Origin of the sequence: Streptomyces sp. A5-4 (assembly GCF_051131715.1) — a bacterium.
Taxonomy (GTDB): Bacteria; Actinomycetota; Actinomycetes; order Streptomycetales; family Streptomycetaceae; genus Streptomyces.
Genome location: NZ_CP178591.1, coordinates 6315753 through 6341970 on the forward strand (window position 1 = coordinate 6315753; position 26218 = coordinate 6341970).

Consider the following 26218-nt stretch of genomic DNA (forward strand, 5'->3'; position numbering starts at 1 on the left):
CGACTTCACGTCGGCACCCTGAGCGCCATCGCCGACCTCGGCAAGTGACACGCCGTCGACGCCCTCGATCAGGTGATCAGTCGTCGTACTCATCAGGCTCACTCCTTCGGGGAGACCCACACCTGATTCATGACACTCCCGGACGCGCGGACGCACGAATGCCCGGGGCGCCCCGCAGGCGGCACCCCGGGCATTCGCCGGTCGCGTTACGAGCCGACCGTCACCGTGAACCGGCGCGGGTTGCCGTCGTGGGCCGCCCCGGACACGTCGGGCCGGCCCTCGGGACGTACGTCGTCGTACGGGAAGGCGTATCCGATCGGCGAGTTGGCGTGGACGATCCGCGACCAGTGGTTGGTCACCGGGTCGCGGTAGTAGTCGGTCGTGGTGGTGCCGTTCGGCTGGTCGGGGTGGGTGAGCATGAGGGAGCGGTTGAACCCGGAGGACAGGCGGGCGAGCAGCCCCTTCTTCTCGTCCGAGTCACCGGGGTTGTTCGCGAACGGGCCGTGGTTGCAGGTGAAGATGTCCTTCGAGGTGGGCTTGGAGAAGGTGTGTCCGCCGCTGAACGTCAGGGTGTCGCCCTGGACGCGCCCGGTGAGGACGCCCCGGCCGCCCTGGAGGTCGATGCGCAGATCGGTGGTGCGGTACTTCTCCCAGGTCTTGTCGATGTAGCTGTTGAAGACGTCTCGGAAGGGCATCTGGGCGGGGCGGTCGAAGTACGGGGCCATCAGGTTCTGCGGGGAGACCACGCGCAGGACCTCGCCGTCGCTGCCGCGCGTGACCAGCTTGTCCCAGGGCTGGCCGTCCTTGGCCGCCTGCGCGACCAGGTCGTCCGCGATCTTCTGTACGGCGCCGTTCGGCATCGGCGCCACGGTGTGGGTGCCGTCCCCGGTGAGGGTGAGGCCGATGGGGAGCGAGGTCACCAGGTCGACGTAGCTGATGTTGGCGTACAGCTGCTGCGGGTTGAAGGTGAACTCGCAGAACGACCAGGTGCGGCTGTAGTTGGGGTCGGTGGGGGTGGAGAAGGCCGGCTCGACGAGCGAGGGCCCCGGGTTGAGGAAGAAGTCGAGCTTGTCGTCGCGGACGAAGTACACGCGGGCGCCGTACATCTGAGGGAGGGTCAGTACGACGGGCGCGGATCCGACGGCGCCGAGCGGGATGGCGCAGTCGACCGGCAGCGGGGTCTGCGGGGCGGACGGGGAGTCCGGGCGGTAGGGGGTGCCGTTGGCCCGGAGCAGGATCCAGCGGTCGGAGCCCTGCTCATGGCCGGTGACGTACGCGTTGACCTTGCCCGGCAACGACTTGTTCTGCAGGGCGAGTTCGCAGGTGGCGGGGCCGACCTGGGCATGCGGGCTGAGAGCGCTTCCCCAGGCGGGGTAGGTCAGTGCGGTGGCTGCGGCTGCGGTGCCGGTCAGGAACAGTCTGCGCGATATCACTGGTGCACTCCTGGTGTGGGGAGGGTGCGTGTAGGGGTGCGGAACACTGTTGCGACGCGTGGGGCGGGCGTCAAGATGTGTGACTGAGAGCGCTCTCACAGTTGCTCAACCTTCGCAACTTGACGGCGGTGGCGGGTTGTTCGGGGTTCGGAACAGCCCCGCGCAGCGGCTCAACCGCGCCCTCCACCACCACAAGCGCTTACCGTCCGCTCCGTCCCACCCATTGAAAGCCGCCGAACCCCGTGCTACACCAGCGGGCACAGGTCTACACCACATCCCCTCTGGGAGGATCCCCGTGCCACACCTGCCCACAGCCTGGTCCCGCCGTGCCTTCCTCGCCACCACGTCGGTCACCACAGTCGGACTGGGTCTCGGGCTCGCCGGGCCCGCCCAGTCGGCAGCCGGAGCACAAGCGCTCTCTGCCGCGGACGAGTTCGACACGCTGCGGCTGCGCTGGGTCGATCTCGCGCTCGGCGTCGGCTACGACCCCGCCACCGAGCCGTACGCCGGCCGCCTCAGGGAGACCGGCGAACTCGCCCGCGGCTTCCGCGCGTCCATGGTCCCGGCCGCCACCTCGCTGTGGCCGGGCCAGACCTTCGACCCGCCGGCCGGCATCACCCGCAGCTACGCCCGACTGTGGACGATGACCCAGGCGTACGCCCAGCCCGGTACCGGGCTGACCGGCGACGCGGGGCTCCTCGCCGACATCAGCAGGGGCCTCGACCACCTCTCGGCGAAGGTCTACAACCCCTCGACGACCCGCTACGGCAATTGGTGGGAGTGGCAGATCGGCAGCCCCCGCCTCCTCCTCGACATCGTCGCCACTCTCCACGACAAGCTCACCGCGGCCCAACGCGCCGCCGCCTGCGCCGCCGTCGACCACTTCATCCCTGACACGGTGCTCGGCTCCTACACCGGCACCTCCACCGGCGCCAACCGCGTGGACCTCTGCCGTTCCGTCGCGCTGCGCGGGGTCGTCGGAAGGAACCCGGCGAAGATCGCGCTAGCCCGCGACGCCCTGTCACCCGTCTTCCCGTACGTCACCAAGGGCGACGGCCTGTACGCCGACGGATCGTTCGTCCAGCACACCTGGGTCGCCTACTCCGGTACGTACGGGCAGGTCATGCTCGACGGACTCGGCCGTCTCTTCACCCTGCTCGCGGGCTCGACCTGGGCCGTCACCGACCCGAAGCGGCAGATCATCCTGGACAGCGTCGAGAACGCGTACGCGCCGCTGATCCACAACGGTCTGATGATGGACAGCGTCAACGGCCGGGCCATCAGCCGCGGATACCTGGAGGGCGACGACCTCAAGGTCATGCGCAGCGACCACTTCCACGGCCAGGGCCTGATCGCGGCCGTCCCGCTGCTCGCCGGCGGTGCCTCGCCCACCGAGCGGGCCCGCTGGAACGCCATGGTCAAGGGCTGGATCGAGCGGGACACCACCGCCCCGATCCTGGCCGCCCGCCAGCTGGGCGTCGCGGACCTCTCGCGGCTGCGGGCCATCGCCTACGGGCCGGAGCCGGCCGCTCCCGAGCCGGTGAACCACAAGCTGTTCGCCTCGATGGACCGGGCCGTGCACCGCCGCCCCGGCTGGGCCGCCAACATCTCCATGGCCTCGGAGCGGATCGCGTACTACGAGTGCGGCAACGGCGAGAATCCGCGCGGCTGGCACACCGGCGCCGGAATGCTCTACTGGTGGAACGCGCAGCGGGGCGGCGACCAGTACACCGACTGGTTCTGGCCCACCGTCGACCTCTACCGGCTGCCCGGCACCACCGTCTCCACCAAGCGGCTGGCCGACCGGGCGGGCGGCGAGTGGGGCGCGGCCAGGCCCGCGGTGAAGTGGGTCGGCGGGGCGGGCGACGGTGAGTTCGCCGCGGTCGGCCAGCACCTGAAGGGCCTCGGCTCCACCCTGGAAGCGCGCAAGTCGTGGTTCTGTGTCGCCGACACGGTCGTCTGTCTCGGCGCCGGCATCACCAGCACCGACGGCGTACCCGCCGAGACGATCGTCGACAACCGGATGCTCGGTGAGGGCGGTACGAACGCCTTCACCGTCGAGGACCGCTCCCGTCCCCGCTGGGCCCACCTCGACGGTCACGGCGGCTGGGTCTTCCCCGGCGGCGCCGCCCTCAAGACGCTGCGCGAGGACCGCACCGGGTCCTGGAACGACATCAACACCACCAGCACCACCGAGAAGCGCACCCGCCGATACCGGACCCTCTGGCTCGATCACGGCATCGACCCCACCGACGCGTCGTACGCCTACCTCCTGATGCCCGGCGCCTCGCGCCGCACCCTCGCGGCCCGCGCGCAGGACGGCGGCTGGCTCCAGATCCTCGCCAACAGCGCCGCCCGGCAGGCCGTCGCCGTCCGCTCCCAGGGTCTGACCGCGGCCAACTTCTGGCAGGCCGGTACGGTGGGGCCGCTCACCACGAGCGCCCCGGCGAGCGTGCTCGTGCGCGAGGGGCGTGCCCAGGGGCGCAGGACGGCGACGCTGTGCGTCAGCGAGCCGACCCGAATCGGGCAGCCTCTGGAGATCACCTGGCGGCGCCCGGTCCGCGGAGTCGTGGCCAAGGATTCATCGGTAGAGGTGCTCGCCACCGGAGGCACTCTGCGGCTCCGTGTGACGCCCGGGACGGCCGGGGCGAGCCACCGCTGTGAGGTGACTCTCAGCTGACGTGAGCTGACGTGGTTGTTGGACCCCGACAAAGGGCGACCGGTCTGAGCTGGCACTAAGGGCGCCCGCGGAGAAGGTTCTGTTCAGGCCTACCAGGAAAACAGCCCGGAGACTGTACAGAGTCGACGGGCCGTTTTTCTTGGTCTCCTTCGTAGGGTCAATACATGACCGTTTTGGACGAGACGCCGGGTGAGCCCGCAGATACCCGTGGCCGGGTGGCCGAGCTGCACGCCCTGCGTGAGCAGGCCCGGCGCGGACCCAGTGAACGTGCGACCGAGGCACAGCACGCCAAGGGCAAGCTGACCGCCCGCGAGCGCATCGAGCTGCTGCTCGACCCGGGATCGTTCAAGGAGGTCGAGCAGCTGCGTCGGCACCGGGCGACCGGGTTCGGCCTGGAGGCCAAGAGGCCGTACACCGACGGTGTCATCACCGGCTGGGGCACGGTCGAGGGCCGCACCGTCTTCACCTACGCACACGACTTCCGGATCTTCGGCGGCGCGCTGGGCGAGGCCCACGCCACGAAGATCCACAAGATCATGGACATGGCCATCTCGGCCGGTGCCCCGCTGGTCTCCCTGAACGACGGCGCGGGCGCCCGCATCCAGGAGGGCGTCTCGGCGCTCGCCGGCTACGGCGGCATCTTCCAGCGCAACGTCCGCGCCTCCGGTGTCATCCCGCAGATCAGCGTGATGCTCGGTCCGTGCGCGGGCGGCGCGGCCTACAGCCCGGCCCTCACCGACTTCGTCTTCATGGTCCGCGAGACCTCGCAGATGTTCATCACGGGCCCGGACGTGGTCCGCGCGGTGACCGGCGAGGAGATCACCCAGAACGGGCTCGGCGGCGCGGACGTGCACGCCGGGACCTCGGGCGTCGCGCACTTCGCGTACGACGACGAGGAGACCTGCCTCGCCGAGGTCCGCTACCTGATCTCGATGCTCCCGTCCAACAACCGGGAGAACCCGCCGACGGTCCCGTCCGAGGACCCGGCCGACCGCCGCGGCGACGCACTGCTCGACCTGGTGCCCGCCGACGGCAACCGCCCGTACGACATGCACAAGGTGATCGAGGAGCTCGTCGACGACGGCGACTACCTGGAGATCCACGAGCGCTGGGCGACCAACATCATCTGCGCGCTGGCCCGCCTGGACGGAGGGGTGGTCGGCATCGTCGCCAACCAGCCGCAGTCCCTGGCCGGTGTGCTCGACATCGAGGCCTCCGAGAAGGCCGCCCGCTTCGTGCAGATGTGCGACGCGTTCAACATCCCGATCCTGACGCTCCTGGACGTGCCCGGCTTCCTGCCCGGCGTCGACCAGGAGCACGGCGGAATCATTCGGCACGGCGCGAAGTTGCTCTATGCGTACTGCAACGCCACCGTGCCGCGGATCTCGCTGATCCTGCGCAAGGCGTACGGCGGCGCCTACATCGTCATGGACTCGCAGTCCATCGGCGCCGACCTCACCTACGCCTGGCCCACCAACGAGATCGCGGTGATGGGCGCCGAGGGCGCCGCCAACGTCATCTTCCGCAGGCAGATCGCCGACGCCGACGACCCCGAGGCCATGCGGGCCCGGATGGTCAAGGAGTACAAGGCAGAGCTGATGCACCCGTACTACGCCGCCGAGCGAGGCCTGGTCGACGACGTGATCGACCCGGCGGCGACCCGCGAGGTGCTCATCGACTCCCTCGCGATGCTCCGCAACAAGCACGCAGACCTGCCGTCGCGCAAGCACGGCAACCCCCCGCAGTAATCCTGCGACGAACGGAGATCACCGACTCATGAGTATTCCTGCACAGTCCTCCCTGCTGCGCGTCGAGAAGGGCCAGGCCGCTCCCGAGGAGCTGGCCGCCATCACCGCCATCCTGCTGGCGCGCGCCGCCTCCCATCCGGAGACCGAGCCCACCCACGGCCCTCGCTCCACCGCCGGCTGGCGCCGCCTGGAGCGCACCCCCGGCTTCCGCGCGCCGCACAGCTGGCAGGGCTGAACACCCGGACAGCACGAAGGCCCCCCGCACTCCTCGGAGTGCGGGGGGCCTTTCACGTACGTACGACGGTCCGGCGCGCCCTAGCGCAGGCGGGCCATCAGGGCGTGCTCGACCAGCGTGATGAGCGCGCTCTTGGCGTCCGCGCGGTGCCGGGCGTCGGTGGTGAGGATCGGGGTGTCGGGGCCGATCTGTAGTGCTTCGCGCACCTCGTCCGGGTTGTACGGCTGGTGCCCGTCGAAGCCGTTGAGGGCGATGACGAACGGCAGCCCGCTGTTCTCGAAGTAGTCGACGGCGGGGAAGCAGTCGGCGAGCCGCCTCGTGTCGACCAGAACAACGGCGCCGATGGCGCCACGGACCAGGTCGTCCCACATGAACCAGAAGCGGTCCTGACCGGGCGTACCGAAGAGGTACAGGATCAGGTCCTGGTCGAGCGTGATACGGCCGAAGTCCATCGCCACCGTGGTGGTGGTCTTGTCCCCGGTGTGGGTGAGGTCGTCGATGCCCGCCGAAGCGGACGTCATGACGGCCTCGGTGCGCAGCGGATTGATCTCCGAGACGGCTCCGACGAACGTGGTCTTACCCACGCCGAAGCCGCCCGCCACCACGATCTTCGCGGAGGTAGTGGAGCGGGCTGCTCCGCTGCTAGAGCTTGCGAAGTCCACTGAGCACCCTTTCGAGCAGTGTCACGTCTGGCTGACCGCCGGCGGTCTCGTCGCCGCCGGGCTGATGAATGGCGACAAGTCCGGCCTCCGCCAGGTCGGCGACGAGGATCCGGGCAACGCCGAGGGGGATGGAGAGGAGTGCCGAGATCTCAGCGACCGACTTGATCTCACGGCACAGGTGGCAGATCCGCTGGTGCTCGGGCAGCTGCCCTTGCAGTCGTGCGGGCTCCGCCGTGGTGTGCACCAGTGCCTCGATGGCGAGCTGGTAGCGCGGCCGGGTGCGGCCGCCGGTCATGGCGTACGGACGGACCAACGGGTTGTGGTTGGCCATCGGGGGTGCGGGCTCCGGGGCCCGGCGCTGCTGCACCGGCTGGATGCGGGGCTGCGGCTGCTGAGGGCGCTCGTACGACTGCTGGGGCTGCTGCTGTCGGCTGGGCGCGGAGGGGAAATTGAACCTGTTCTGCGAGGGGTCACCCTGATTCTGACCCTGACCATAAGGCCAGTTGGCCGAAGAACCGTCCGGGGGTGTTGCCACGTTTCCTCCTCCGACTGCCGGGCGCCGATTGCTGGGGCGCCGCATCCCCGAACCCTAAAGCCCGGTGATGCCAAAGCGCACTGTATGTCTACTAGTTGAGAAGAGTTCCTTGCAGTTCGGCGCGGAGGTCCGGGGTGAGGACACTGCCCGTCCGGTCGACGAGGAGAGCCATTTCGTAACCGACCAGGCCGATGTCGGCCTCGGGGTGTGCGAGCACCGCCAGCGAGGAGCCGTCGGAGATCGACATCAGGAAGAGGAAACCGCGTTCCATCTCCACGACGGTCTGGTTGACCGCGCCGCCCTCGAAGATCCTGGAGGCCCCAGCGGTCAGCGAGGTCAGGCCGGAGGCCACGGCCGCCAGCTGGTCGGCGCGGTCGCGCGGGAACCCCTCGGACATCGCCAGAAGGAGGCCGTCGGCGGAGACCACCACCGTGTGGGACACCCCAGGGGTGTTGTCCACGAAGTTGGTGATCAACCAGTTCAGATTCTGCGCCGCCTGGCTCATCGGGCTCACACTAACGCTCCTGGTTGTAGGTATTGCCGTGGCCACCGTGCTGATCGTAAGTGGCCGATCCGTTCGTGTCCGTACCCGCGTTGCGTCCCTGCTGGACACCGCGCCGCAGGTTGCTCAACCTGCCGCGCACGTCCTCGGGGGCGCGGGAGACCTGGGGGCCGCCCTGCGACGTCTGCTCCGCCGTGCCCTCGACCAGATTGGCCTTGGGTACCCGCCGGGGAAGACCGGATGTCGTCACTCCGCCCGCCTTGGGCTCACGGAGCTTCTCCGCCCGCTGCCAGCGCTCGTCGTTCGACGACCGCCAGTCCTCGCTCTTGCCGTTGTTGTTGTCGCTGTCGTTGGCGCCCCCGTCCAGCTGCGCCGGCTGCTGCTGCGGTGCGATCTGGTGCTGCTGGGGTGGCTGTGCGGCGGCGGGGGGCTCTTCGGCGCTCTGTCCGGCGGACTGGCCCGTGGGCTGCCAGTGCTGCTGGCCACCGCGTCGTGGGAGGCCCGCCTGCGTCAGCTCGGGGCCTGCGTCCGCGGTGGGACCGGGACGCTCGAAGCCTACGCGCTCCGGGGCGTTCTCGGGAGTGCTGGGAGCAGATTCCGCTTGGCCTCCGAACCCCGATTCGTACGGCGCCCGGTATGCACCCTGATCCTGCCAGTTCTCCTGGTGGGAGGGGGTGTCGTAGGACTCCTCGTACGCCGGCTGCGGGGTCTCCGGAGCCTGGTAATCGGCTTCCGGATAGGCCTGGTAGGGCGCGTAGCCGTCGAATCCGCCCTGGTTGTACGCGGGCTGCTGCGGCTGCTCGTACTGCTGGTCGGGCCCGCCCTCGTGACCCTGCTGGGTCTCGTCGCGGAACAGCGGACGGTCGCCCGAGGTCTGTGCCTCAAGCTGCGCACGCCGTTCCTCGCGGATCAGCGAGCGGTTCACCGGGTCCAACTGCCGCGGGTCGTCCGGGGCGTCCGTCGCGTAGCGCGAGTCGTCGAAGCCCAGCTCGGCCGCGGTGAGCAGCGGCGCGGGCTCGAACTGCTGCTGCTCGGGAATGATCGAGGAGACCGTGAAGTCGTCCTGCGGCGCCTCGCCACCGCCACCGTGGGTGATGGCGTCGGGAAGCATGACCAGCGAAGTGGTGCCGGCCTGCTCGCCCGAGGGGCGCAGCTGCACCCGGACACCGTGCCGGTCGGCCAGTCGGCCGACCACGAACAGGCCCATGCGCTGCGAGACGGCGGCGTCCACGGTCGGCGGGTTCGCCAGCTTGTGGTTGATGTCCGCGAAGTCCTCGGCGGTGAGGCCGATTCCCTTGTCGTGGATCTCGACCATCACCCGGCCGTCGGGCAGCCGGGTCGCGGTGACGCGGACCTTGGTCTGCGGCGACGAGAACGTGGTGGCGTTCTCCAGGAGCTCGGCCAGCAGGTGCACGAGGTCGGTCACGGCCTGGCCGTGGATCTGCGACTCCGGTACGCCGCTCAGCTCGATGCGCTCGTACGACTCCACCTCGGAGGATGCCGCACGCAGCACGTCGACGAGGGGGACCGGCTGGTTCCAGCGGCGGCCCGGCTCCTCGCCTGCGAGGACCAGCAGGTTCTCGCCGTTGCGGCGCATTCGGGTCGCCAGGTGGTCCAGCTTGAACAGGTTCTCCAGCTGATCCGGGTCGGCCTCGTTGTTCTCCAGGCCGGTGATCAGGGTGAGCTGGCCCTCGATGAGGGCCTGGTTGCGCCGCGACAGGTTGGTGAAGATCGCGTTGACGTTGCCCCGCAGCATGGCCTGCTCGGCGGCGAGCCGGACGGCCTCGCGGTGCACCTGGTCGAAGGCACGGGCGACCTCCCCGATCTCGTCGCGGGACGTGATCGGGATGGGCTGTACGCGGGTGTCGACGCGGCCGGGCTCGGTGCGCGAGAGCTGGTCGACCAGCATCGGCAGCCGCTGCTCGGCGATGCCGAAGGCGGCGGTGCGCAGCTGACGCATCGAGCGGCTCATCTGGCGTGCCATGAGGCCGGCCAGGATGAACGCGGCGAGCAGCGCGATGACGACGATCAGACCGTTGATGATGGCGTCGGTCTTGGCGTCCGACGAGATGTCGGCGGCCTCGGTCACCGCCTTGGTGACCAGGTCGTTCTCAACCTCGCTGTACCCGTCGAACTTGGCGGTCGCCCCGGCCATCCACGCCTCGGGCGTGACGCCCTTGGTCTTCAGCGTCGCGGGGCTCTGGCCCTGGCCGATCTGCTCGGCCATGCCGTCGAAGACGGAGCCGTTCCTGCTCGGCGGCGGTACGAACCGGACGCCTGCCTGGTCGGCCTGCTGCTTGGCGGCGGCGATCTTCTTCGCGCCGTCCTCGGCCTTGCCCGTCATGATCCGCACCAGCTTGGCGGTGTCCTCCTCGGTGCCACCCGAGCGGTACTCGCCGAGGGCGATCTGCTCCAGGTAGTTGTACGAGTTGAACGCGATCCGCTGCTGGGCGAGCTTGTCCGGGTCACCGCTCGGCCGGACCAGGAGGTGGGTGCCGATGGAGCGCTGGAGCGACTCGGCGGCCTTCGCCAGCTGGATGGCGTAAACCGTACGGCCGTAGCTGGTGATGTTGCCGGTGCCCAGGCCGAGTTCGTTGGCGAACTCCATCAGGGAGTGCTGGACGGCGACGTAACCCTCTTCGGTCTTCACCGGGTCGAGGGCTTCGCTGTACGCGGCCTTGCGCAGGCCGGGAAGTTTGGGCTCTTCCTTCTGGAAGAGGCTGAGGCGGCGCTCAAGGCCCTGCTTCGCGGGCAGGTCCCTGGTGACTTCCTTGAAGTGCTCCGCGGCCTCGTCGGTCAGCTTGTACGCGTCGGTGACCTCGGAGCTGGTGCGCTTGCCGTTGAGCAGCGGGGTGGCGGTGCGGTCACGCTCGTTGAGCAGCGCCTGGCCGTACTCGGAGGCGGCGCGCACGACGAGCGCGGTCTTCTCGGCGTCCTGGGCCTCTCCCCAGGTGTCGATCGACCCCTTGACCTGGAATCCGCCCATCACGAGGCCGACCAGCACAGGTACGAGGAGGATCGCGTTCAGCTTGGTGGGTACGCGCCAGTTGCGCGGTGCGAACCGGCTGGCGCTGCCACTGCTCGGGGGCGCGGCGGCTGCCGACGGGGGCGCAGGCGACGCCGCTGTGCGCTGCGGCGGGGTGAAGTTCCCGCGCGCCTGCTGCTCTGCGGAGCTCTGCTTGCTACGCCTCACTCGACCAACAACCTCTCGGCGTCGGCACCAACGTTGTGCCGTTTATCGTTCAGGGCTTACCTACTCGGGAGTTCGACGAATTCCAGCACGCGGAAGCGCTGCGTTCCAAACAGCAGGAATCGGCCGTTCCGAGTGGTGTAGGCCTCAGATAAAACGGTCATAAAGAGCGAGCGCCGCCAAATAGTGGGGCAGATGTGAACTTAGAGGTACCACGTGACCGCACAGGGTGGCCGTGGCGGAGTAATTCTCTGTCGAAACGTTATGAACAGGGGGGCGGAGAGTGTCGAAGGACACAGCCCGCCCCCCCGTTCGACTACGACAACTGCCGTATGGCGCTTTCTACTTCAGACGTGCCATCAACGCGTGCTCGACCAGCGTGATCAGCGCGCTCTTGGCGTCCGCACGGTGCCGGGCGTCGGTGATGACGATCGGGGTGTCCGGGCCGATCTGTAGTGCTTCGCGTACCTCGTCCGGCTTGTAGGGCTGGTGCCCATCGAAGCCGTTGAGGGCGATGACGAACGGCAGCCCGCTGTTCTCGAAGTAGTCGACGGCCGGAAAGCAGTCGGCGAGGCGGCGGGTGTCCACCATCACGACGGCGCCGATGGCGCCGCGCACGAGGTCGTCCCACATGAACCAGAAGCGGTCCTGGCCCGGTGTGCCGAAGAGGTAGAGGATCAGGTCCTGGTCAAGCGTGATGCGGCCGAAGTCCATGGCGACGGTGGTCGTCGTCTTGCCTCCGGTGTGCGTGAGGTCGTCGATGCCCGCCGAAGCGGACGTCATGACGGCCTCGGTGCGCAGCGGGTTGATCTCCGAGACCGCCCCGACGAACGTGGTCTTGCCCACGCCGAAGCCACCCGCCACCACGATCTTCGCGGAGGTGGTGGAGCGGGCCTCCCCGCTGCTAGAGCTTCCGAAGTCCACTGAGCACCCTTTCGAGCAGTGTCACGTCCGGCGTGCCGCCGGCCTCTCCATTGCCCGGCTGGTGGATGGCCACCATGCCGGCCTCCGCCAGGTCGGCGACGAGGATTCGAGCGACACCGAGCGGCATCGACAGCAGTGCCGACACCTCCGCCACCGACTTGACCTCACGGCACAGGTGGCAGATGCGCTGGTGCTCGGGCAGGAGTGTGGAGAGGTGCGCCGGGTCGGCCGTAGTGCTGACCAGCGCTTCGATGGCGAGCTGGTAGCGGGGCCGGGTCCGGCCGCCGGTCATCGCATACGGACGTACCAGCGGCTGGTCGCCTTCACCGCCGTACGACGCGTCGAGGTGAACGCCGTACGGATCGTGTGAGGCGGGTGGCGGGGTCATGGATCCTCCGGGCATGACAGCAAGTTGGGGTTCGTGCCATCTGACGGGGCCGGTGGGGGGATGCTGCGCGGCCTGACGGTGATGTGTCTGGGCAAGGGCAATACCTGTGAGGTGCGCGGCCTAGTGAAGAAGGCTGCCCTGAAGCTCGGCGCGGAGGTCCGGAGTGAGGACACTCCCGGCCCGGTCGACAAGGAGAGCCATTTCGTAACCGACCAGACCGATGTCGCAGTCCGGGTGGGCGAGTACGGCCAGCGAGGAGCCGTCGGAGACGGACATGAGGAAGAGGAAACCGCGCTCCATCTCCACGACGGTCTGGGTCACAGCGCCGCCCTCGAAGATCCGGGAGGCCCCCGCGGTCAGCGAGGTCAGGCCGGAGGCCACGGCCGCCAGCTGGTCGGCACGGTCACGCGGAAAACCTTCGGACATCGCCAGAAGGAGTCCATCGGCGGAGACCACCACCGTGTGGGACACCCCAGGGGTGTTGTCCACGAAGTTGGTGATCAACCAGTTCAGATTTTGCGCCGCCTGGCTCATCGGACTCAACTAACGCTCCTGCTGGTGAGAGGGGTCAATGTTGAAGCTGCCAGTCGACGAGCCGTTGCCGTTGCCGGCCTGGCGACCCTGCTGGATACCCCGACGAAGATTGGTCAGCCGACCGCGTACGTCATCGGGCGCACGCGATACCTGCGGACCGGTCTGGTGGTTCTGCTGCTGCGCGGTACCGGGCACCAGATTGGCGCGCGGTACGCGACGCGGCAGACCCGAGGTGGTGACACCGCCGGCTGCGGGCTTCTTGACCCGCTCGGCCTGCCGTACGAGTTCGTCGTTCGGCGAGGTGCGCCAGGAGGCGCCGTTGGTGGCGTTCGTACCGTTGGTGGCGTTGTGGTTGGTACCGGTGGTCGTGCTGTTCGTGACGCCCGTTTCGCGCGACTGGGCGCGCTGCGGCATCGGCGGAGTGATCGGAGCGGGTGCCTGCTGCGCGGGCCGCGGGGCCTGCTGCTGAGGCTGCTGCGGTACGACGGGTGCCTGTGGGGCATCCTGCTGCTCGCCCTGCGGACCCCGGAACCAGTTCGACTCAAGGGTGTCGAAGAGCGGGGTACGTCCGTCACCGGGACCGGCGGCGGGCGGCAGCTCGTGCTGCACGGGCTGCGGAGGCAGGCTCGCGGCGGGCGGACGCGGCACCGTGTGATCGGTGTTCTCGCGACCGGGCCGCAGCGGGGCGACCGGGCCGAGGCCCTGGGGGCGGCCCTGGCCCTGGCCCTGGTCCTGGCCCTGCTGCCCCTGCCTGCCGTACGCACCCGCCGGGTCGCCCGGCTGCGGTGCGTCGTAGTCCGGCCGGGAGAACTGCGCGGTGGAGGCCGCGTCCTGGGCGCCGTACTGCTGGGGGCGCTCGAACTGGCCGGTGCCGCTGTTGCCCTGCTGGCCGTTGCCCTCGGGCCTGGCGTACTGACCGGTGGTCGAGGCGTCCTGCGGACCGTACTGCTGGGGCTGGGGGCGCTCGAACTGGCCGGTGCCGCCGTTGCCCTGCTGGCCGTTGCCCTCGGGCCTGGCGTACTGACCCGTGGTCGAGGGGTCCACCGGACCGCGTACGTCGGACCGCTCGAAGAGGCCACCCGACGGGGAAGCGGCGGGGGAGGAGGAGCCGGGCGGCGGGCCGTCGAAGTCCGGACGCTGGAACTCGGCGGTGGCGCCGGGCCCCTGCCGGCCGTCCGTCCCGGGGCGGGTGTGCTGACCGGTGTTCTCCGCCTCCTCGTGGCCACGCGGCTGGTCGTTGCCCCAGCTGGTGGTCTGCGCACGCGACTGACGCGGCTGCTGCGGGACGGACGAGCCGCCGCCGCTGCCGCCGGGAAGCTCGGCGCGCGGGCCGCTGCGGGGCGGCAACTGCTGCTGCGGACGGCCCTGGTCGGGTGCGGCCGGGCCACCCTGCTGGAGGCCGTTCTGCCGTGCCTCGGGACGCTCCCGGTTGCCGCTCTGCCTGCCGCCGCCGAAGGCGCTCGCGAGGCCGCCGTTCTGACTGCCCTGGCTGTGCCTGCCGCCGGGCTGGCCGGAGCCGCCCTGCGGGCCCTGACCACTGTCGCGGCCGGGCAGTGCGGCCCGCGGACCGGAGCCCGCGACCTGGCCGCGTCCCGCACCGGGACCGGCGCCGAGCCGGGGCGCGGGGGCGGAGCCGCCAGCCAGACCGGGCCTGGGCGGGCCGCCGACCGCGGCCTGGGCCGCCGCCTGACGACCGCCGGGACCACTCATCTGGGCCTGCGCGGGCGGACCGGGCTTGCCCGGGACCTGCTGCTTGCCACCCTGGGCGACATCGACCGGGAGCATGACCAGCGCGGTCGTGCCGCCGGAGTCGGACGGGCGCAGCTGGATCCGGATGCCGTGTCGCAGGGACAGGCGGCCGACCACGAACAGGCCCATGCGCCGCGACACCGAGACATCCACGGTGGGCGGAGAGGCGAGCCGCTCGTTGATCGCCGCGAGGTCCTCGGGCGAGAGGCCGATACCGGTGTCGTGGATCTCGACCAGCACCCGCCCGTCGGGCAGTGCGTGGCCGGTGACCTTCACCTTGGTCTGCGGCGACGAGAACGACGTGGCGTTCTCCAGGAGCTCGGCGAGCAGGTGCACGAGGTCGTTGACCACGCGGCCCGCGACCTCGGTGGTCGGCACCCCGGTCAGCTCGATGCGCTCGTACTGCTCCACCTCGGAGGCGGCGGCACGCAGCACGTCGACCAGCGGGACGGGGCGGGTCCACCGGCGGCCCGGCTCCTCGCCCGCGAGGACCAGGAGGTTTTCGCCGTTACGCCGCATGCGGGTCGCGAGGTGGTCGAGCTTGAAGAGCGAGGACAGCTGGTCCGGGTCGGCCTCGCGCGCCTCCAGCTCGGAGATGAGCGAGAGCTGGCGCTGGATGAGGCCCTGGCTGCGGCGCGAGAGGTTGGTGAACATCGCGTTGACGTTGCCTCGCAGCAGCGCCTGCTCGGCGGCCAGTCGGACCGCTTCGCGGTGCACGTCGTCGAAGGCCGCGGCGACCTGGCCGATCTCGTCCCTGGAGTGCACACCGACGGACTCCACGGACGTGTCGACGTCCTGCGGGTCGGCCTCGGAGAGCTGCCTGACGAGCTCGGGCAGACGTTCCTGGGCGACGGTGGTGGCCGTGTCCTGGAGCCGGCGCAGCGAGCGGATCATGGAGCGGGCCACGACGAAGGCGCCGACGAGCGAGACGCCGAGGACGAGCAGGATCAGCGCACCGTTGATGATCGCGTCCTGCTGCGAGTCCTCGCGCAGCTGGCGGGCCTTCTGCTCCATCTCGTTGAGCAGCGTGGCCTCGATGGTCTTCATCGACTGGATCTTGTTGGAGTCCTGGTCGGTCCAGTCCATGTACGAGCGGCGCTGCGGCTGGCTCTCCAGTCCGGTCGGCGTCGCGAGCACGCGCTGGGCGTACTTGTCGGCGGCCGTGATCTCCGGGTTGCCGGTGTCCAGCGGGGCGGTGAGCTCTTCGGCGTTGCCCGCGTAGACCTGGTTGAACGACTTGCGGGCGGCGTTCTCGCTCTCCATCGCCGACTTGGCGAAGAGACGGTCGCTCTCCTCCAGGTTGCCCTTGTCCTTCTTGTTGGGCGGCAGGGCGGCGGCGATGATCGCGCGCTGGATCGAGGCGAACTCCTTGGCCGAGGAGAAGGCCGACAGTGCGCGCGTGCGCTTGATCATCTCGGGGTTGGAGGTGGCCTGCGCCATGTCCTGCGAGAGGCTCAGCAGCGAGTTGATCAGCTGGCTGTAGTTGTTGACCGTCTGCGAGGTGGTGGCGTCGTCCTGGTAGGCGCTCTCACGGATCTGCCGGATCGAGCTGAGCCGACCGGCGATCTCCAGGAGGCTGCCCCGGATGCTCTGGAGGCTCTCGTCGTTGCCCGCGTCGATGTTCTGGGTACCGACGAGGAAGGCGTCCTTGGCCCGGTCGGTCTTCTCACGCGGACCCTTGACCTTGAAGTCGGCGGGGCTGGTGCCGTTGGAGAGCGGACCGGCCGACCGGTCGCGCTCCTCCTGGAGCGCGGCGGCGAGCTCCGTCGCCTGCTTGGTCATCTCGGTCAGCAGCTGCATGTGCTCCAGCTGCTCCATGTCGTTCATGGACTCGTTGATACGGACCCCGCCGAGCGTGGTCGCCGCGACCACGGGCAGAGCCAGCAGGGACACCAGACGGGTGCTGATGCGCCAGTTGCGCAGGGCTATTCGTGAGCCCGTGGAAGTGGGGTCCTTGACCTTCTTGCCGGTCGCCGGCTCACCGCCGCCCTGAGTCCCGGAGCGCGCGCCGCCGTCGCCGACCGGAGTCGGTCCCTGATTCTGGGCGTGCTGGGGTGAGGATCCGCGGTCGTTCCCGCCGCGCGGCTCCTGCTCCGCCGCAGCGCTGCCATCCCTCTTGAAACGTCCCTGCACTAGCGTCGCAACCTCTGGACCAGGCGTTCCTCCGCGCGAACGGCGGAACGGTGTCGAGTCGTGGGGTACTGAACAACCCCATGGGTGGTCGTGGGTGACCGGCGCTTCCCCTCTTCCCGCCGCCACTCGGCGCTGCGTCGCGCCCTGCGCGCCGGTTGAAGTCTCGCGGCGGTCCGTGGAATTCCAGCACAGAGCAGGATCTCCAACAAGGCCCGCGTGTCGTGCTGTGACCTGGGTGACACGGTGTGAGTGCTGAGTAACCAGACGTAGAAGGAGTTCATGGAGAAAAGGGGTGTAACGGTACGAGTCCCTTAGGGGGAGGGGGTGTCTGAGTCGAGATGATCAGCAGCGGAATGAAGCCTTCAGTGAGGGAATGTCCGCTTCCTGCCGCGCTCCGTCCTGACCGAAATGGTCGATATGCCGGTCATCTCGTGAGCAAACTCACACGTAGATCTCTGAAGCTTCCCGCCTTTGGCGGGGAATTGGATGTTTAGCCTGACCCTTTACAGGGATGGCGAAACCGACAATCAACGCGCCACGGCGCCCGTAAGGACAGGGTCACAGCACCAGATGAAGACGACGACGATGTTCCGCAACATTGCCAACCCCCGGCGCACCACGCTGATGCACCTCGCCGACTCCACGGACCTGCAGCGCGCCGAGCAGCCGGAGCACACCGTCGACCTCCCCGCCGTGACGGCCAACCCCCGGCGCACCATCCTGATGGACGTCCCCGTCGCATAGGCGACGCCCGGCGACACGGGAGGTGGGAGCCGTCGGCCGCGTTAGCCTGGAGCGTCAGTCTCCGGCCAGTCGGCCAGTCCAGTAAGCAGTGAGGGGCGGCACCATCCCGTGCGCATCGCCAGGTTCTCCATCGACGGCAATGTCGCCTTCGGCGCGGTCGAGGGCGACAGCGCCCCGGGCGCCGAGGCCGACCTCGTCCTCGACATCATCAAGGGCGTCCCGTACGGAGACTTCGAGCTCTCCGGGGTCAAGGTCCCGCTGAGCAAGGTCCGCCTCCTGCCGCCGGTGCTCCCCAGCAAGGTCGTGGCCATCGGCCGCAACTACGCGGAGCACGCGGCGGAACTCGGCAACGAGGTGCCCGACGTACCCATCACCTTCCTCAAGCCGTCCACCTCGGTGATCGGCCCCGGCGGGGAGATCGGGTACCCGTCCTTCTCCAACGACCTGCACCACGAGGCCGAGCTGGCCGTGGTCATCGGCCGGATGTGCCGCGAGGTCCCGCGCGAGCGCGTCAAGGACGTCATCTTCGGCTACACCTGCGCCAACGACATCACCGCACGCGACGTGCAGGCACGCGAGAAGCAGTGGGCCCGCGCCAAGGGCTTCGACGGCTCCTGCCCGCTCGGCCCCTGGGTGGAGACCGACCTCGACCCCGGCGACCTCACGATCCAGTGCACGGTCAACGGCGAACAGCGCCAGCTGGGACGCACCAGCGAGATGGTCCGCTCAGTGGAGGACCTGATCGTTCACATCACCGAGGCCATGACGCTGCTCCCGGGCGACGTCATCCTCACCGGCACCCCCGCGGGTGTCGGACCCCTGAACGTCGGCGACGAGGTCGCCGTCACCATCGAAGGCATCGGCACTCTCACCAATAAGGTGATCAAGCGTGGCTAGCGCAACCTCCCCCTCGGTCCGTGTCCGTTTCTGTCCCTCGCCGACCGGCAACCCGCACGTGGGTCTGGTCCGCACCGCCCTGTTCAACTGGGCGTTCGCCCGCCACACCGGCGGCACCATGGTCTTCCGCATCGAGGACACCGACGCCGCGCGCGACTCCGAGGAGTCGTACGACCAGCTGCTCGACTCGATGCGCTGGCTCGGTCTCGACTGGGACGAGGGCCCCGGGATCGGCGGCCCGCACGCCCCCTACCGCCAGTCCGAGCGCATGGACATCTACGCGGACGTCGCGAAGAAGCTCCAGGACGCCGGGCACGCGTACGACTGCTACTGCAGTGCGCCCGAGCTCGACGAGCGCCGCGCCGCGGCCCGCGCCGCCGGCCGCCCGTCCGGCTACGACGGTCACTGCCGTGACCTCGGCGCCGGGCAGGTCGAGGCGTACAAGGCCGAGGGCCGCCCCTCGATCGTCCGGTTCCGGATGCCCGACGAGCCGATCACCTTCACCGACCTGGTGCGCGGCGAGCTGACCTTCACCCCGGAGAACGTCCCGGACTTCGGCATCGTGCGTGCCAACGGCGCCCCGCTGTACACGCTCGTCAACCCGGTCGACGACGCCCTGATGGAGATCACCCATGTCCTGCGCGGCGAGGACCTGCTGTCCTCCACCCCCCGCCAGGTCGCGCTCTACAAGGCCCTCATCGAGCTCGGCCTCGCCTCGTACGTACCGGTCTTCGGCCACCTGCCGTACGTCATGGGCGAGGGCAACAAGAAGCTCTCCAAGCGCGACCCCGAGGCGTCCCTGAACCTCTACCGGGAGCGCGGTTTCCTCCCCGAGGGCCTGCTGAACTACCTGTCCCTGCTGGGCTGGTCGTTCTCGGCGGACGAGGACGTCTTCACGGTGGCCCAGCTCATCGAGAAGTTCGACATCGCGGACGTCAACGCCAACCCGGCCCGCTTCGACCTGAAGAAGGCCGAGGCGATCAACGCCGACCACATCCGGATGCTCGATGTGAAGGCGTTCGCCGAGGCGTGCGCCCCCTGGCTGCGGGCCCCGTTCGCGAGCTGGGCCCCCGAGGCCTTCGACCAGGCGGCCTGGGAAGCGATCGCGCCGCACGCCCAGACCCGGCTGCAGGTCCTCTCGGACATCACGGCCAACGTCGACTTCCTCTTCCTCGACGAGCCCGTCCACGACGAGGCGTCCTGGGCGAAGGCGATGAAGGGCGAGCCCGCAGCGCTCCTCACCACCGCCCGGGCCAAGCTGGAAGCGGCGGACTGGTCCAGCGCCGAGGCGCTCAAGGAGGCCGTCCTGGCGGCCGGCGAGGCGCACGGCCTCAAGCTCGGCAAGGCTCAGGCCCCGGTCCGCGTCGCGGTCACCGGACGCACGGTCGGCCTGCCGCTCTTCGAGTCCCTGGAGATCCTGGGCAAGGAGAAGACGCTGGTCCGGATCGACGCGGCGCTGGCCAAGCTGGCCGCGTAACCCGTAGTCGTACGAAGCCCCGCGGGGCCCGTCAGCCGAGTGACTGACGGGCCCCGCGGGGCTTTCCGGGGCCGGGCGCCGGGTAGACACCCCCCAGCGGCGGGACGCCGCACGACCGGAAGGTTCGTACCCATGCCGATCCGCGCCGTCGTCTGGGACATCGACGACACGATCTTCGACTACGCGAGCGCCGACCGCGCCGGTATGCGCGACCACCTCAGGGCCGAGGCGCTGCTCGGCGAGGTGGTGTCCGCGGACACCGCCGAGCGGGCCCTGGCCCGCTGGCGCGAGATCACCGAGGCCCAGTGGCTCCGCTTCGCCGACGGCGAGGCGACCTTCGACGGGCAGCGGCGCGAGCGGGTCCGTGTCTTCCTGGGGCGAGGGCTGACCGACACCGAGGCGGACGCGTGGTTCAAGCGGTACGTCGCCCACTACGAGGCCGCCTGGAAGCTGTTTCCCGACACCCTCCCGGTGCTGGACCTGCTGGCGGCGGACTACCGCCATGCCGTCCTGTCGAATTCCAGCGTCCACAACCAGGACCGCAAGCTCCGCGTCCTCGGCGTACGCGACCGCTTCGAGGCGCTGCTGTGCGCCGCCGAGCTCGGGGTGTCCAAGCCCGCGGCGGAGGCCTTCCACGCCGCCTGTGACGCCCTGGCGCTGCCGCCGGGCGACGTCGCGTACGTCGGTGACCAGCCGGACATCGACGCCCGCGGCGCCGACGAGGCGGGCCTGTCGGGCATCTGGCTCGACCGCGGCGGACGCGGCGGCCGTCCCGATCTTGTGCGCATCACCGGCCTCGACCAGCTTCCCGGTCTGCTGCGCGGCAATACACGTTTTGGAGCGCCGTCCACCTTCGGGTAATGTTCTTCCTGCGCCGCTCAAGAGGTCCGAAAGGCCCCGGAGGGCAGCGCACACCAAACAAACCCCCATCAGGGGGTTGAGTTTTGGTGGGCTATGGTGTAATTGGCAGCACGAGGGTTTCTGGTTCCCTTAGTCTAGGTTCGAGTCCTGGTAGCCCAGCTCGCAGAGCTCATCTGCAAGGCCCCCGTTGTGTAGCGGCCTAGCACGCCGCCCTCTCAAGGCGGTAGCGCCGGTTCGAATCCGGTCGGGGGTACAGATCCTTTCTTTCCACCACCTCCGGGTCGCACCTGGATGCGGTGACGTAGGGATCGCCAAGGCCCCCGTTGTGTAGCGGCCTAGCACGCCGCCCTCTCAAGGCGGTAGCGCCGGTTCGAATCCGGTCGGGGGTACTGGTTCCACCACAACAGACCATATTGGTCTGAACCACCATGGGCTATGGTGTAATTGGCAGCACGAGGGTTTCTGGTTCCCTTAGTCTAGGTTCGAGTCCTGGTAGCCCAGCTCGCAGGTCAGTTTCTGCAAGGCCCCCGTTGTGTAGCGGCCTAGCACGCCGCCCTCTCAAGGCGGTAGCGCCGGTTCGAATCCGGTCGGGGGTACGTACAGAGGAAGGCTCTCCGCCCAGCGGGGGGCCTTCTTGCGTGTGCGCCGCGGCCGGTGCCCTATCGCCGAACGTCGCGGCGGCAGGATAATCCGCGCATGGCCCTCCTTCAAGGCACGCACCTCACGGTCGCCGCAGCGGATCTTCGGACCGGGGACCACGCCTGCCTCTTCTACGGCTCGGAGGCCGAACAGCTCGCGGTACTGGGCTCGTTGGTCGTCGCCGGTCTGGCCTCCCGGCACCGGCTGCTCCTTCTCGTGGGCGGCGAGGGCCCCCGCACCTCCTGCGACCTCCTCGACCGCTGCCGCATCCCCGCGAAGGCGAGCGGCGCGGGCAGGGGGGCAACCGCCGAGCAGATCCGGATCCTGGACGCCGAGGAGTTCTGCTTCCACGAGGGGAACATCGAACCCCGGCGCATGGTGGGCCGATTGCGGAGAGAGGCCGACCGGGCGGCCACGGACGGCTACGGTGGATTACGCGTCATCGGAGACATGAGCGTGGCTCTGCGCGGCAAGGACGCCGTCGGTCGGCTGCTGCACTACGAGACGCTGCTCGCCCGGGAGTTCAGGCACGGATTCACGCTCGCCGTCTGCCAGTACGACGCCCGCCACTTCGAGGCGTCACAACTGAAGGCCTTCGCAACCGCCCATCCGAGGAGCGTCGAAGTGGAACCCCTCGTACGTACAGCGGAGTTACGAGTCATTCGCACCTATCAGCCGCACGGACTCCGGGTGGAGGGCATCGTGGATGTCCACACGCACCGGCATCTGCGCAGCGCCCTGGAGGTGCTGGCGCCGATCGACGGCGACGTCTGCCTCGACCTCTCCCGACTGGAGTTCCTCGATCTCGGCGGACTGCGCCTGTTGGTGACATTCGCCGGGTCGCGTGACGGCGGCAGTCAGGTGGAGCTCGCCGGTCTCGCTCCGCATCTGCGGGAAGTGATCTCACTGGTCGGCTGGGACGAGACCCCCGGCCTGCGACTGGGAGCGAACGATGGCCATTGACTGCGGAGCGAGCGGCACAGGATTCATCCACCACGCCTGCCTGTACGACAGCGACGAGGCGTTCGTTGCCATGGCCCTGCCCTTCGTCGAAGCGGGACTGGTCGCGGGGGAGCCGGTGCTGGCCGCGACCACGCCCGCCAACATCGAACTCCTCCGTGACGCCCTGGGCGCGCGCGCCCACGCCCTGGACACCGCGGAGAGCGCGTACTTCGGCCGCCGGCCCGTGGAGCGCGTCTCGGCCTTCCTGCGCTACTGGAACCACCGCAAGGTGCCGGGCCGGCAGATGCGGATCATCGCCGAGCCCCTGTGGGCGGGCAAGTCCACGCGCCAGGTCGCGGAGTGGAAGCGCATGGAGTCCGGGCTGAACGTGCTGCTCGCCGACGCCGACCTGTGGATGATCTGCCCGTACGACACCAGGACGGTGCCGGCAGCCGTCGCGGAGGCCGCCAGCGCCACCCACCCCGGCCAGGTGGTCGGAGCCGAGGTGATGTCCTGTGACGCGTACGTCGACCCGGACGCCTACGCGGTCGCGGGGGACGCGCCGCTGCCCGAGCCGCCCGCCGGCGCGGCCCGGCTCCAGGGGCCGGTCACCCCGGCCGCCGTCCGTCGGTTCGTACGGAACCGGGCGCAGGGCGCGGGACTGGCGGGCGCGCGGCTGGCGATGGCCGAGATCGTCGCCAACGAGGCGCTGACGTATCTCCTGCAGTGCGGGCAGCAGGGCGCCCGCCCTGACGAAGCGGCCGGCGCGCGGGTGTGCGCCTGGGAGGAGCCCGGCATCCTCACCTGGGACCTGTTCGCCACCGAGCGCTCCGCGGCCCCGGCCGCCTGGGCGGGGTTCGCGCCGCCCGGCGCCGCGGCCGGCCCCGACGACGGGCTGTGGCTGATCCGCAATCTCTGCGAGTCGGTGGAGGTCCGGAGCGTGGACGGACGGCTGCGGATGCGCCTGCGGTACGCGGGAGCGGGCGACGCCGAGCGGCTGTGAGCCGTCCGCTCAGCCGCCGGTGCGGCGCAGGGCCTCCGAGAGGCGTGCGGCCGAATCGATGATCGCCTGGGCGTGCATCCGGCCCGGGTGACGGGTCAGCCGCTCGATGGGTCCCGAGACGGAGACCGCCGCGACGACCCGGTTGGACGGGCCGCGTACCGGCGCCGACACCGAGGCCACCCCGGGCTCGCGCTCACCGATCGACTGGGCCCAGCCCCGGCGGCGTACGCCCGAGAGCGCGGTCGCCGTGAAGCGGGCGCCCTGGAGGCCCCGGTGAAGGCGCTCGGGCTCCTCCCAGGCCATCAGGATCTGGGCCGACGAACCGGCCTTCATGGTGAGCGTGGAGCCGACCGGCACGGTGTCCCGCAGTCCGGACAGCCGCTCCGCCGCCGCCACACAGATCCGCATGTCTCCCTGTCGGCGGTAGAGCTGCGCGCTCTCGCCGGTCACGTCGCGCAGATGCGTGAGCACCGGCCCCGCTGTGGCCAGCAGACGGTCCTCGCCCGCCGCGGCCGAGAGCTCCGACAGCCGGGGGCCGAGAATGAAACGGCCCTGCATGTCCCTCGCCACCAGTCGGTGGTGTTCCAGTGCCACAGCCAGTCGGTGCGCCGTGGGTCGTGCGAGCCCGGTCGCCGCGACCAGCCCGGCGAGGGTGGCCGGACCGGACTCCAGGGCGCTCAGTACCAGAGCTGCCTTGTCGAGAACGCCGACGCCGCTAGAGTTGTCCATGCGTCGATACTCGCGTCTCACTCTGTGAAACGCAAGTTCAATTTTCCGGTGAACTTGCGAATCTGTACAGGAGGCCGCACAACGGCCTGTCGTCACCGTCCTGTACGGGGGTCCGGACGGGGACGCACCGATCTCTAGTTGGGCCGGCGAAGGTGCCGGCCGAAGGGAAAGCGATGGGTAGGACACTCGCGGAGAAGGTCTGGGACGACCATGTCGTCAGGCACGCGGAGGGCGAGCCCGACCTCCTCTTCATCGATCTGCACCTGCTGCACGAGGTGACCAGCCCGCAGGCCTTCGACGGCCTCCGCAAGACCGGCCGCCAGGTACGGCGGCTCGACCTCACCATCGCGACCGAGGACCACAACACCCCGACGATCGACATCGACAAGCCGATCGCGGACCCGGTCTCCCGGATCCAGCTGGAGACGCTGCGCAAGAACTGCGCGGACTTCGGGGTACGGCTGCACCCGCTCGGCGACGTCGAGCAGGGCGTCGTCCACGTGGTGGGGCCGCAGCTGGGACTGACCCAGCCCGGCACCACCGTGGTCTGCGGCGACTCGCACACCTCCACCCACGGCGCGTTCGGCGCGCTGGCCTTCGGCATCGGCACCTCGCAGGTGGAGCACGTACTGGCCACCCAGACGCTGCCGATGGCCCCGCCGAAGACCATGGCCATCACGGTCGAGGGCGAACTGCCCGACGCCGTGACCGCCAAGGACCTGATCCTCGCCATCATCGCGAAAATCGGTACCGGTGGCGGCCAGGGATACGTCCTGGAATATCGCGGCCCCGCCATCGAGAAACTCTCGATGGAAGCCCGGATGACCATCTGCAACATGTCGATCGAAGCGGGCGCGCGGGCCGGAATGATCGCCCCGGACCGGACGACGTTCGACTATCTCCAGGGCCGGGTGCACGCCCCGCAGGGCGCGGACTGGGACGCCGCCGTCGCGTACTGGCAGACCCTGCGCACCGACGACGACGCCGTTTTCGACGCCGAGGTCTTCATCGACGCCGCCGAACTGGCCCCGTTCGTCACCTGGGGCACCAACCCGGGCCAGGGCGCGCCCCTGACGGAGAACGTCCCCGACCCTGCTTCGTACGAGGACGCTTCGGAGCGCTTCGCCGCCGAAAAGGCCCTGGAGTACATGGGGTTGACCGCCGGGCAGCCGCTGCGCGACATCACCGTCGACACCGTCTTCGTAGGTTCCTGCACCAATGGCCGTATCGAGGACCTGCGCGTCGCCGCCGCCATCATGGACGGCCGCAAGGTCGCGAGGGGCGTACGCATGCTGGTCGTCCCCGGCTCGGTCCGGGTCGCCCTGCAGGCCATCGAGGAGGGCCTGGACAAGGTGTTCACGGCCTCCGGTGCCGAATGGCGGCACGCGGGCTGCTCGATGTGTCTGGGCATGAACCCGGACCAGCTGGCCCCCGGTGAGCGCTGCGCGTCGACTTCGAACCGCAACTTCGAGGGCAGGCAGGGCAAGGGCGGCCGAACCCACCTGGTGTCCCCGCAGGTCGCCGCCGCCACCGCGGTGCTGGGCCATCTGGCCGCGCCCTCCGATCTGTCCCAAGCCCCCACGCCCGCCGGAGTCTGAGAACCATGGAAGCTTTCACCGCACACACCGGCCGCGCCGTCCCGCTGCGCCGCAGCAACGTCGACACCGACCAGATCATCCCGGCCCACTGGCTGAAGAAGGTCACCCGCGACGGGTTCGAGGACGGGCTCTTCGAGGCCTGGCGCAAGGACCCGCAGTTCGTCTTCAACCGCCCGGAGCGCGCGGGCGCCACCGTTCTGGTGGCAGGTCCCGACTTCGGTACCGGCTCCTCGCGCGAACACGCCGTCTGGGCCCTGCAGAATTACGGCTTCAAGACCGTGATCTCCTCCCGGTTCGCCGATATCTTCCGGGGCAACTCGCTCAAGAACGGCCTGCTCACGGTCGTACTGGAGCAGAAGGTCGTGGACGCGCTCTGGGATCTGGTCGACGCGGACCCCACGGCCGAGATCACCGTGGACCTCCGGGACCGCCAGGTACGCGCCGAAGGCATCACCGCCGACTTCGAACTCGACGAAAATGCCCGCTGGCGACTGCTCAACGGTCTGGACGACATCAGCATCACCCTCCAGAACGAGCCGGACATCGCCGCATACGAGGCCGGCAGGCCCACTTTCAAGCCAAGTACCGTGCAGGTCTGACCCCCTCGCATCACCC

21 protein-coding genes and 5 tRNA genes are annotated in these 26218 nt (G+C 69.5%); 16 read left to right on the forward strand and 10 right to left on the reverse strand.

The annotated features are described in order from the left end of the window. Nucleotides 1-206 precede the first annotated feature (206 nt). Nucleotides 207-1433: a glycoside hydrolase family 64 protein gene (locus ACLLJJ_RS29670; RefSeq protein WP_434597026.1), complete on the reverse strand. Its 1227-nt coding sequence runs from the start codon at nucleotides 1431-1433 to the stop codon at nucleotides 207-209. 364 nt (nucleotides 1434-1797) lie between these two features. Here ACLLJJ_RS29670 and ACLLJJ_RS29675 point away from each other — a divergent pair, with 364 nt between their 5' ends. The 3 genes from ACLLJJ_RS29675 (at nucleotide 1798) to ACLLJJ_RS29685 (ending at nucleotide 6096) form a co-directional block, all read left to right on the forward strand. Continuing rightward, entirely contained in the window at nucleotides 1798-4113 is a 2316-nt protein-coding gene (locus ACLLJJ_RS29675) for a polysaccharide lyase 8 family protein (RefSeq protein ID WP_434600559.1), read from the forward strand. 164 nt (nucleotides 4114-4277) lie between these two features. After that, on the forward strand, nucleotides 4278-5861 hold the full coding sequence (locus ACLLJJ_RS29680; protein ID WP_434597027.1) for an acyl-CoA carboxylase subunit beta: 1584 nt from the start codon (nucleotides 4278-4280) through the stop codon (nucleotides 5859-5861). A 28-nt stretch (nucleotides 5862-5889) separates the two neighbouring features. Next, complete coding sequence (locus ACLLJJ_RS29685; protein ID WP_434597029.1) at nucleotides 5890-6096, forward strand: acyl-CoA carboxylase subunit epsilon; 207 nt, start codon at nucleotides 5890-5892, stop codon at nucleotides 6094-6096. Nucleotides 6097-6176: 80 nt separating this feature from the next. On the opposite strand, the gene ACLLJJ_RS29690 is transcribed toward ACLLJJ_RS29685, so the two are convergent. The 8 genes from ACLLJJ_RS29690 to ACLLJJ_RS29725 form a co-directional block, all read right to left on the reverse strand. Beyond that, the gene (locus ACLLJJ_RS29690) at nucleotides 6177-6758 is read right to left on the reverse strand and encodes a GTP-binding protein (protein WP_028813754.1); all 582 of its coding nucleotides are present in this window, start codon (nucleotides 6756-6758) and stop codon (nucleotides 6177-6179) included. Next, complete coding sequence (locus ACLLJJ_RS29695) at nucleotides 6739-7293, reverse strand: DUF742 domain-containing protein (RefSeq protein ID WP_434597033.1); 555 nt, start codon at nucleotides 7291-7293, stop codon at nucleotides 6739-6741. Before ACLLJJ_RS29695 ends, ACLLJJ_RS29690 begins: the two co-directional genes overlap by 20 nt. Before the next feature lie 91 nt (nucleotides 7294-7384). Next, the gene (locus tag ACLLJJ_RS29700) at nucleotides 7385-7798 is read right to left on the reverse strand and encodes a roadblock/LC7 domain-containing protein (protein ID WP_283515746.1); all 414 of its coding nucleotides are present in this window, start codon (nucleotides 7796-7798) and stop codon (nucleotides 7385-7387) included. A 10-nt stretch (nucleotides 7799-7808) separates the two neighbouring features. Then, entirely contained in the window at nucleotides 7809-10988 is a 3180-nt protein-coding gene (locus ACLLJJ_RS29705; protein ID WP_434597036.1) for a nitrate- and nitrite sensing domain-containing protein, read from the reverse strand. Between the two features lie 339 nt (nucleotides 10989-11327). Further along, nucleotides 11328-11909, reverse strand: a complete 582-nt coding sequence (locus ACLLJJ_RS29710) for a GTP-binding protein (protein WP_283515748.1) — start codon at nucleotides 11907-11909, stop codon at nucleotides 11328-11330. Continuing rightward, nucleotides 11890-12297 (reverse strand): DUF742 domain-containing protein, encoded by a 408-nt coding sequence (locus tag ACLLJJ_RS29715; RefSeq protein ID WP_347118596.1) that lies wholly within the window; start codon nucleotides 12295-12297, stop codon nucleotides 11890-11892. The genes ACLLJJ_RS29710 and ACLLJJ_RS29715 overlap by 20 nt, the downstream gene beginning before the upstream one ends. A gap of 120 nt (nucleotides 12298-12417) precedes the next feature. Further along, entirely contained in the window at nucleotides 12418-12831 is a 414-nt protein-coding gene (locus tag ACLLJJ_RS29720) for a roadblock/LC7 domain-containing protein (RefSeq protein ID WP_037649408.1), read from the reverse strand. A 9-nt stretch (nucleotides 12832-12840) separates the two neighbouring features. Then, entirely contained in the window at nucleotides 12841-16713 is a 3873-nt protein-coding gene (locus ACLLJJ_RS29725) for a nitrate- and nitrite sensing domain-containing protein (protein ID WP_434597039.1), read from the reverse strand. A 570-nt stretch (nucleotides 16714-17283) separates the two neighbouring features. On the opposite strand from ACLLJJ_RS29725, the gene ACLLJJ_RS29730 reads away from it, so the two are divergent. The 11 genes from ACLLJJ_RS29730 (at nucleotide 17284) to ACLLJJ_RS29780 (ending at nucleotide 23276) form a co-directional block, all read left to right on the forward strand. Continuing rightward, nucleotides 17284-17457, forward strand: a complete 174-nt coding sequence (locus ACLLJJ_RS29730) for a hypothetical protein (RefSeq protein WP_434597040.1) — start codon at nucleotides 17284-17286, stop codon at nucleotides 17455-17457. Nucleotides 17458-17565: 108 nt separating this feature from the next. Next, entirely contained in the window at nucleotides 17566-18354 is a 789-nt protein-coding gene (locus ACLLJJ_RS29735) for a fumarylacetoacetate hydrolase family protein (RefSeq protein ID WP_434597042.1), read from the forward strand. Then, the gene (gene gltX, locus ACLLJJ_RS29740; protein WP_434597044.1) at nucleotides 18347-19831 is read left to right on the forward strand and encodes a glutamate--tRNA ligase; all 1485 of its coding nucleotides are present in this window, start codon (nucleotides 18347-18349) and stop codon (nucleotides 19829-19831) included. The genes ACLLJJ_RS29735 and gltX overlap by 8 nt, the downstream gene beginning before the upstream one ends. A 132-nt stretch (nucleotides 19832-19963) precedes the next feature. After that, on the forward strand, nucleotides 19964-20692 hold the full coding sequence (locus ACLLJJ_RS29745; protein WP_434597046.1) for an HAD family hydrolase: 729 nt from the start codon (nucleotides 19964-19966) through the stop codon (nucleotides 20690-20692). Between the two features lie 87 nt (nucleotides 20693-20779). Next, nucleotides 20780-20851, forward strand: a tRNA-Gln gene (locus tag ACLLJJ_RS29750). Nucleotides 20852-20872: 21 nt separating this feature from the next. Then, nucleotides 20873-20945, forward strand: a tRNA-Glu gene (locus ACLLJJ_RS29755). Nucleotides 20946-21008: 63 nt separating this feature from the next. Beyond that, a tRNA-Glu gene (locus ACLLJJ_RS29760) sits at nucleotides 21009-21081 on the forward strand. 40 nt (nucleotides 21082-21121) lie between these two features. After that, nucleotides 21122-21193, forward strand: a tRNA-Gln gene (locus ACLLJJ_RS29765). Between the two features lie 22 nt (nucleotides 21194-21215). Next, nucleotides 21216-21288: transfer RNA gene (locus ACLLJJ_RS29770), tRNA-Glu, on the forward strand. A gap of 100 nt (nucleotides 21289-21388) precedes the next feature. After that, entirely contained in the window at nucleotides 21389-22294 is a 906-nt protein-coding gene (locus tag ACLLJJ_RS29775) for an MEDS domain-containing protein (protein ID WP_434597047.1), read from the forward strand. Next, on the forward strand, nucleotides 22284-23276 hold the full coding sequence (locus ACLLJJ_RS29780) for an anti-sigma factor RsbA family regulatory protein (RefSeq protein WP_434597049.1): 993 nt from the start codon (nucleotides 22284-22286) through the stop codon (nucleotides 23274-23276). Before ACLLJJ_RS29775 ends, ACLLJJ_RS29780 begins: the two co-directional genes overlap by 11 nt. 9 nt (nucleotides 23277-23285) lie before the next feature. Here the strand turns inward: ACLLJJ_RS29780 and ndgR are convergent, their stop codons facing one another. After that, nucleotides 23286-24005: an IclR family transcriptional regulator NdgR gene (gene ndgR / locus ACLLJJ_RS29785; protein WP_283515755.1), complete on the reverse strand. Its 720-nt coding sequence runs from the start codon at nucleotides 24003-24005 to the stop codon at nucleotides 23286-23288. Between the two features lie 173 nt (nucleotides 24006-24178). On the opposite strand from ndgR, the gene leuC reads away from it, so the two are divergent. Then, nucleotides 24179-25603 (forward strand): 3-isopropylmalate dehydratase large subunit, encoded by a 1425-nt coding sequence (gene leuC, locus ACLLJJ_RS29790; protein WP_434597051.1) that lies wholly within the window; start codon nucleotides 24179-24181, stop codon nucleotides 25601-25603. A 5-nt stretch (nucleotides 25604-25608) separates the two neighbouring features. Continuing rightward, on the forward strand, nucleotides 25609-26202 hold the full coding sequence (gene leuD / locus ACLLJJ_RS29795) for a 3-isopropylmalate dehydratase small subunit (protein WP_434597053.1): 594 nt from the start codon (nucleotides 25609-25611) through the stop codon (nucleotides 26200-26202). Nucleotides 26203-26218 lie beyond the last annotated feature (16 nt).

Bases quoted from the DNA above. Each gene is read 5' to 3' on its own strand.
- ACLLJJ_RS29680 (WP_434597027.1), top strand. From the start codon at position 4,278: ATGACCGTTTTGGACGAGACGCCGGGTGAGCCCGCAGATACCCGTGGC.
- ACLLJJ_RS29685 (WP_434597029.1), top strand. From the start codon at position 5,890: ATGAGTATTCCTGCACAGTCCTCCCTGCTGCGCGTCGAGAAGGGCCAG.
- ACLLJJ_RS29700 (WP_283515746.1), bottom strand. From the start codon at position 7,798: ATGAGCCAGGCGGCGCAGAATCTGAACTGGTTGATCACCAACTTCGTG.
- ACLLJJ_RS29715 (WP_347118596.1), bottom strand. From the start codon at position 12,297: ATGACCCCGCCACCCGCCTCACACGATCCGTACGGCGTTCACCTCGAC.
- ACLLJJ_RS29720 (WP_037649408.1), bottom strand. From the start codon at position 12,831: ATGAGCCAGGCGGCGCAAAATCTGAACTGGTTGATCACCAACTTCGTG.
- ACLLJJ_RS29730 (WP_434597040.1), top strand. From the start codon at position 17,284: ATGAAGACGACGACGATGTTCCGCAACATTGCCAACCCCCGGCGCACC.
- ACLLJJ_RS29745 (WP_434597046.1), top strand. From the start codon at position 19,964: ATGCCGATCCGCGCCGTCGTCTGGGACATCGACGACACGATCTTCGAC.
- ACLLJJ_RS29775 (WP_434597047.1), top strand. From the start codon at position 21,389: ATGGCCCTCCTTCAAGGCACGCACCTCACGGTCGCCGCAGCGGATCTT.
- ACLLJJ_RS29780 (WP_434597049.1), top strand. From the start codon at position 22,284: ATGGCCATTGACTGCGGAGCGAGCGGCACAGGATTCATCCACCACGCC.
- ndgR (WP_283515755.1), bottom strand. From the start codon at position 24,005: ATGGACAACTCTAGCGGCGTCGGCGTTCTCGACAAGGCAGCTCTGGTA.
- leuC (WP_434597051.1), top strand. From the start codon at position 24,179: ATGGGTAGGACACTCGCGGAGAAGGTCTGGGACGACCATGTCGTCAGG.
- leuD (WP_434597053.1), top strand. From the start codon at position 25,609: ATGGAAGCTTTCACCGCACACACCGGCCGCGCCGTCCCGCTGCGCCGC.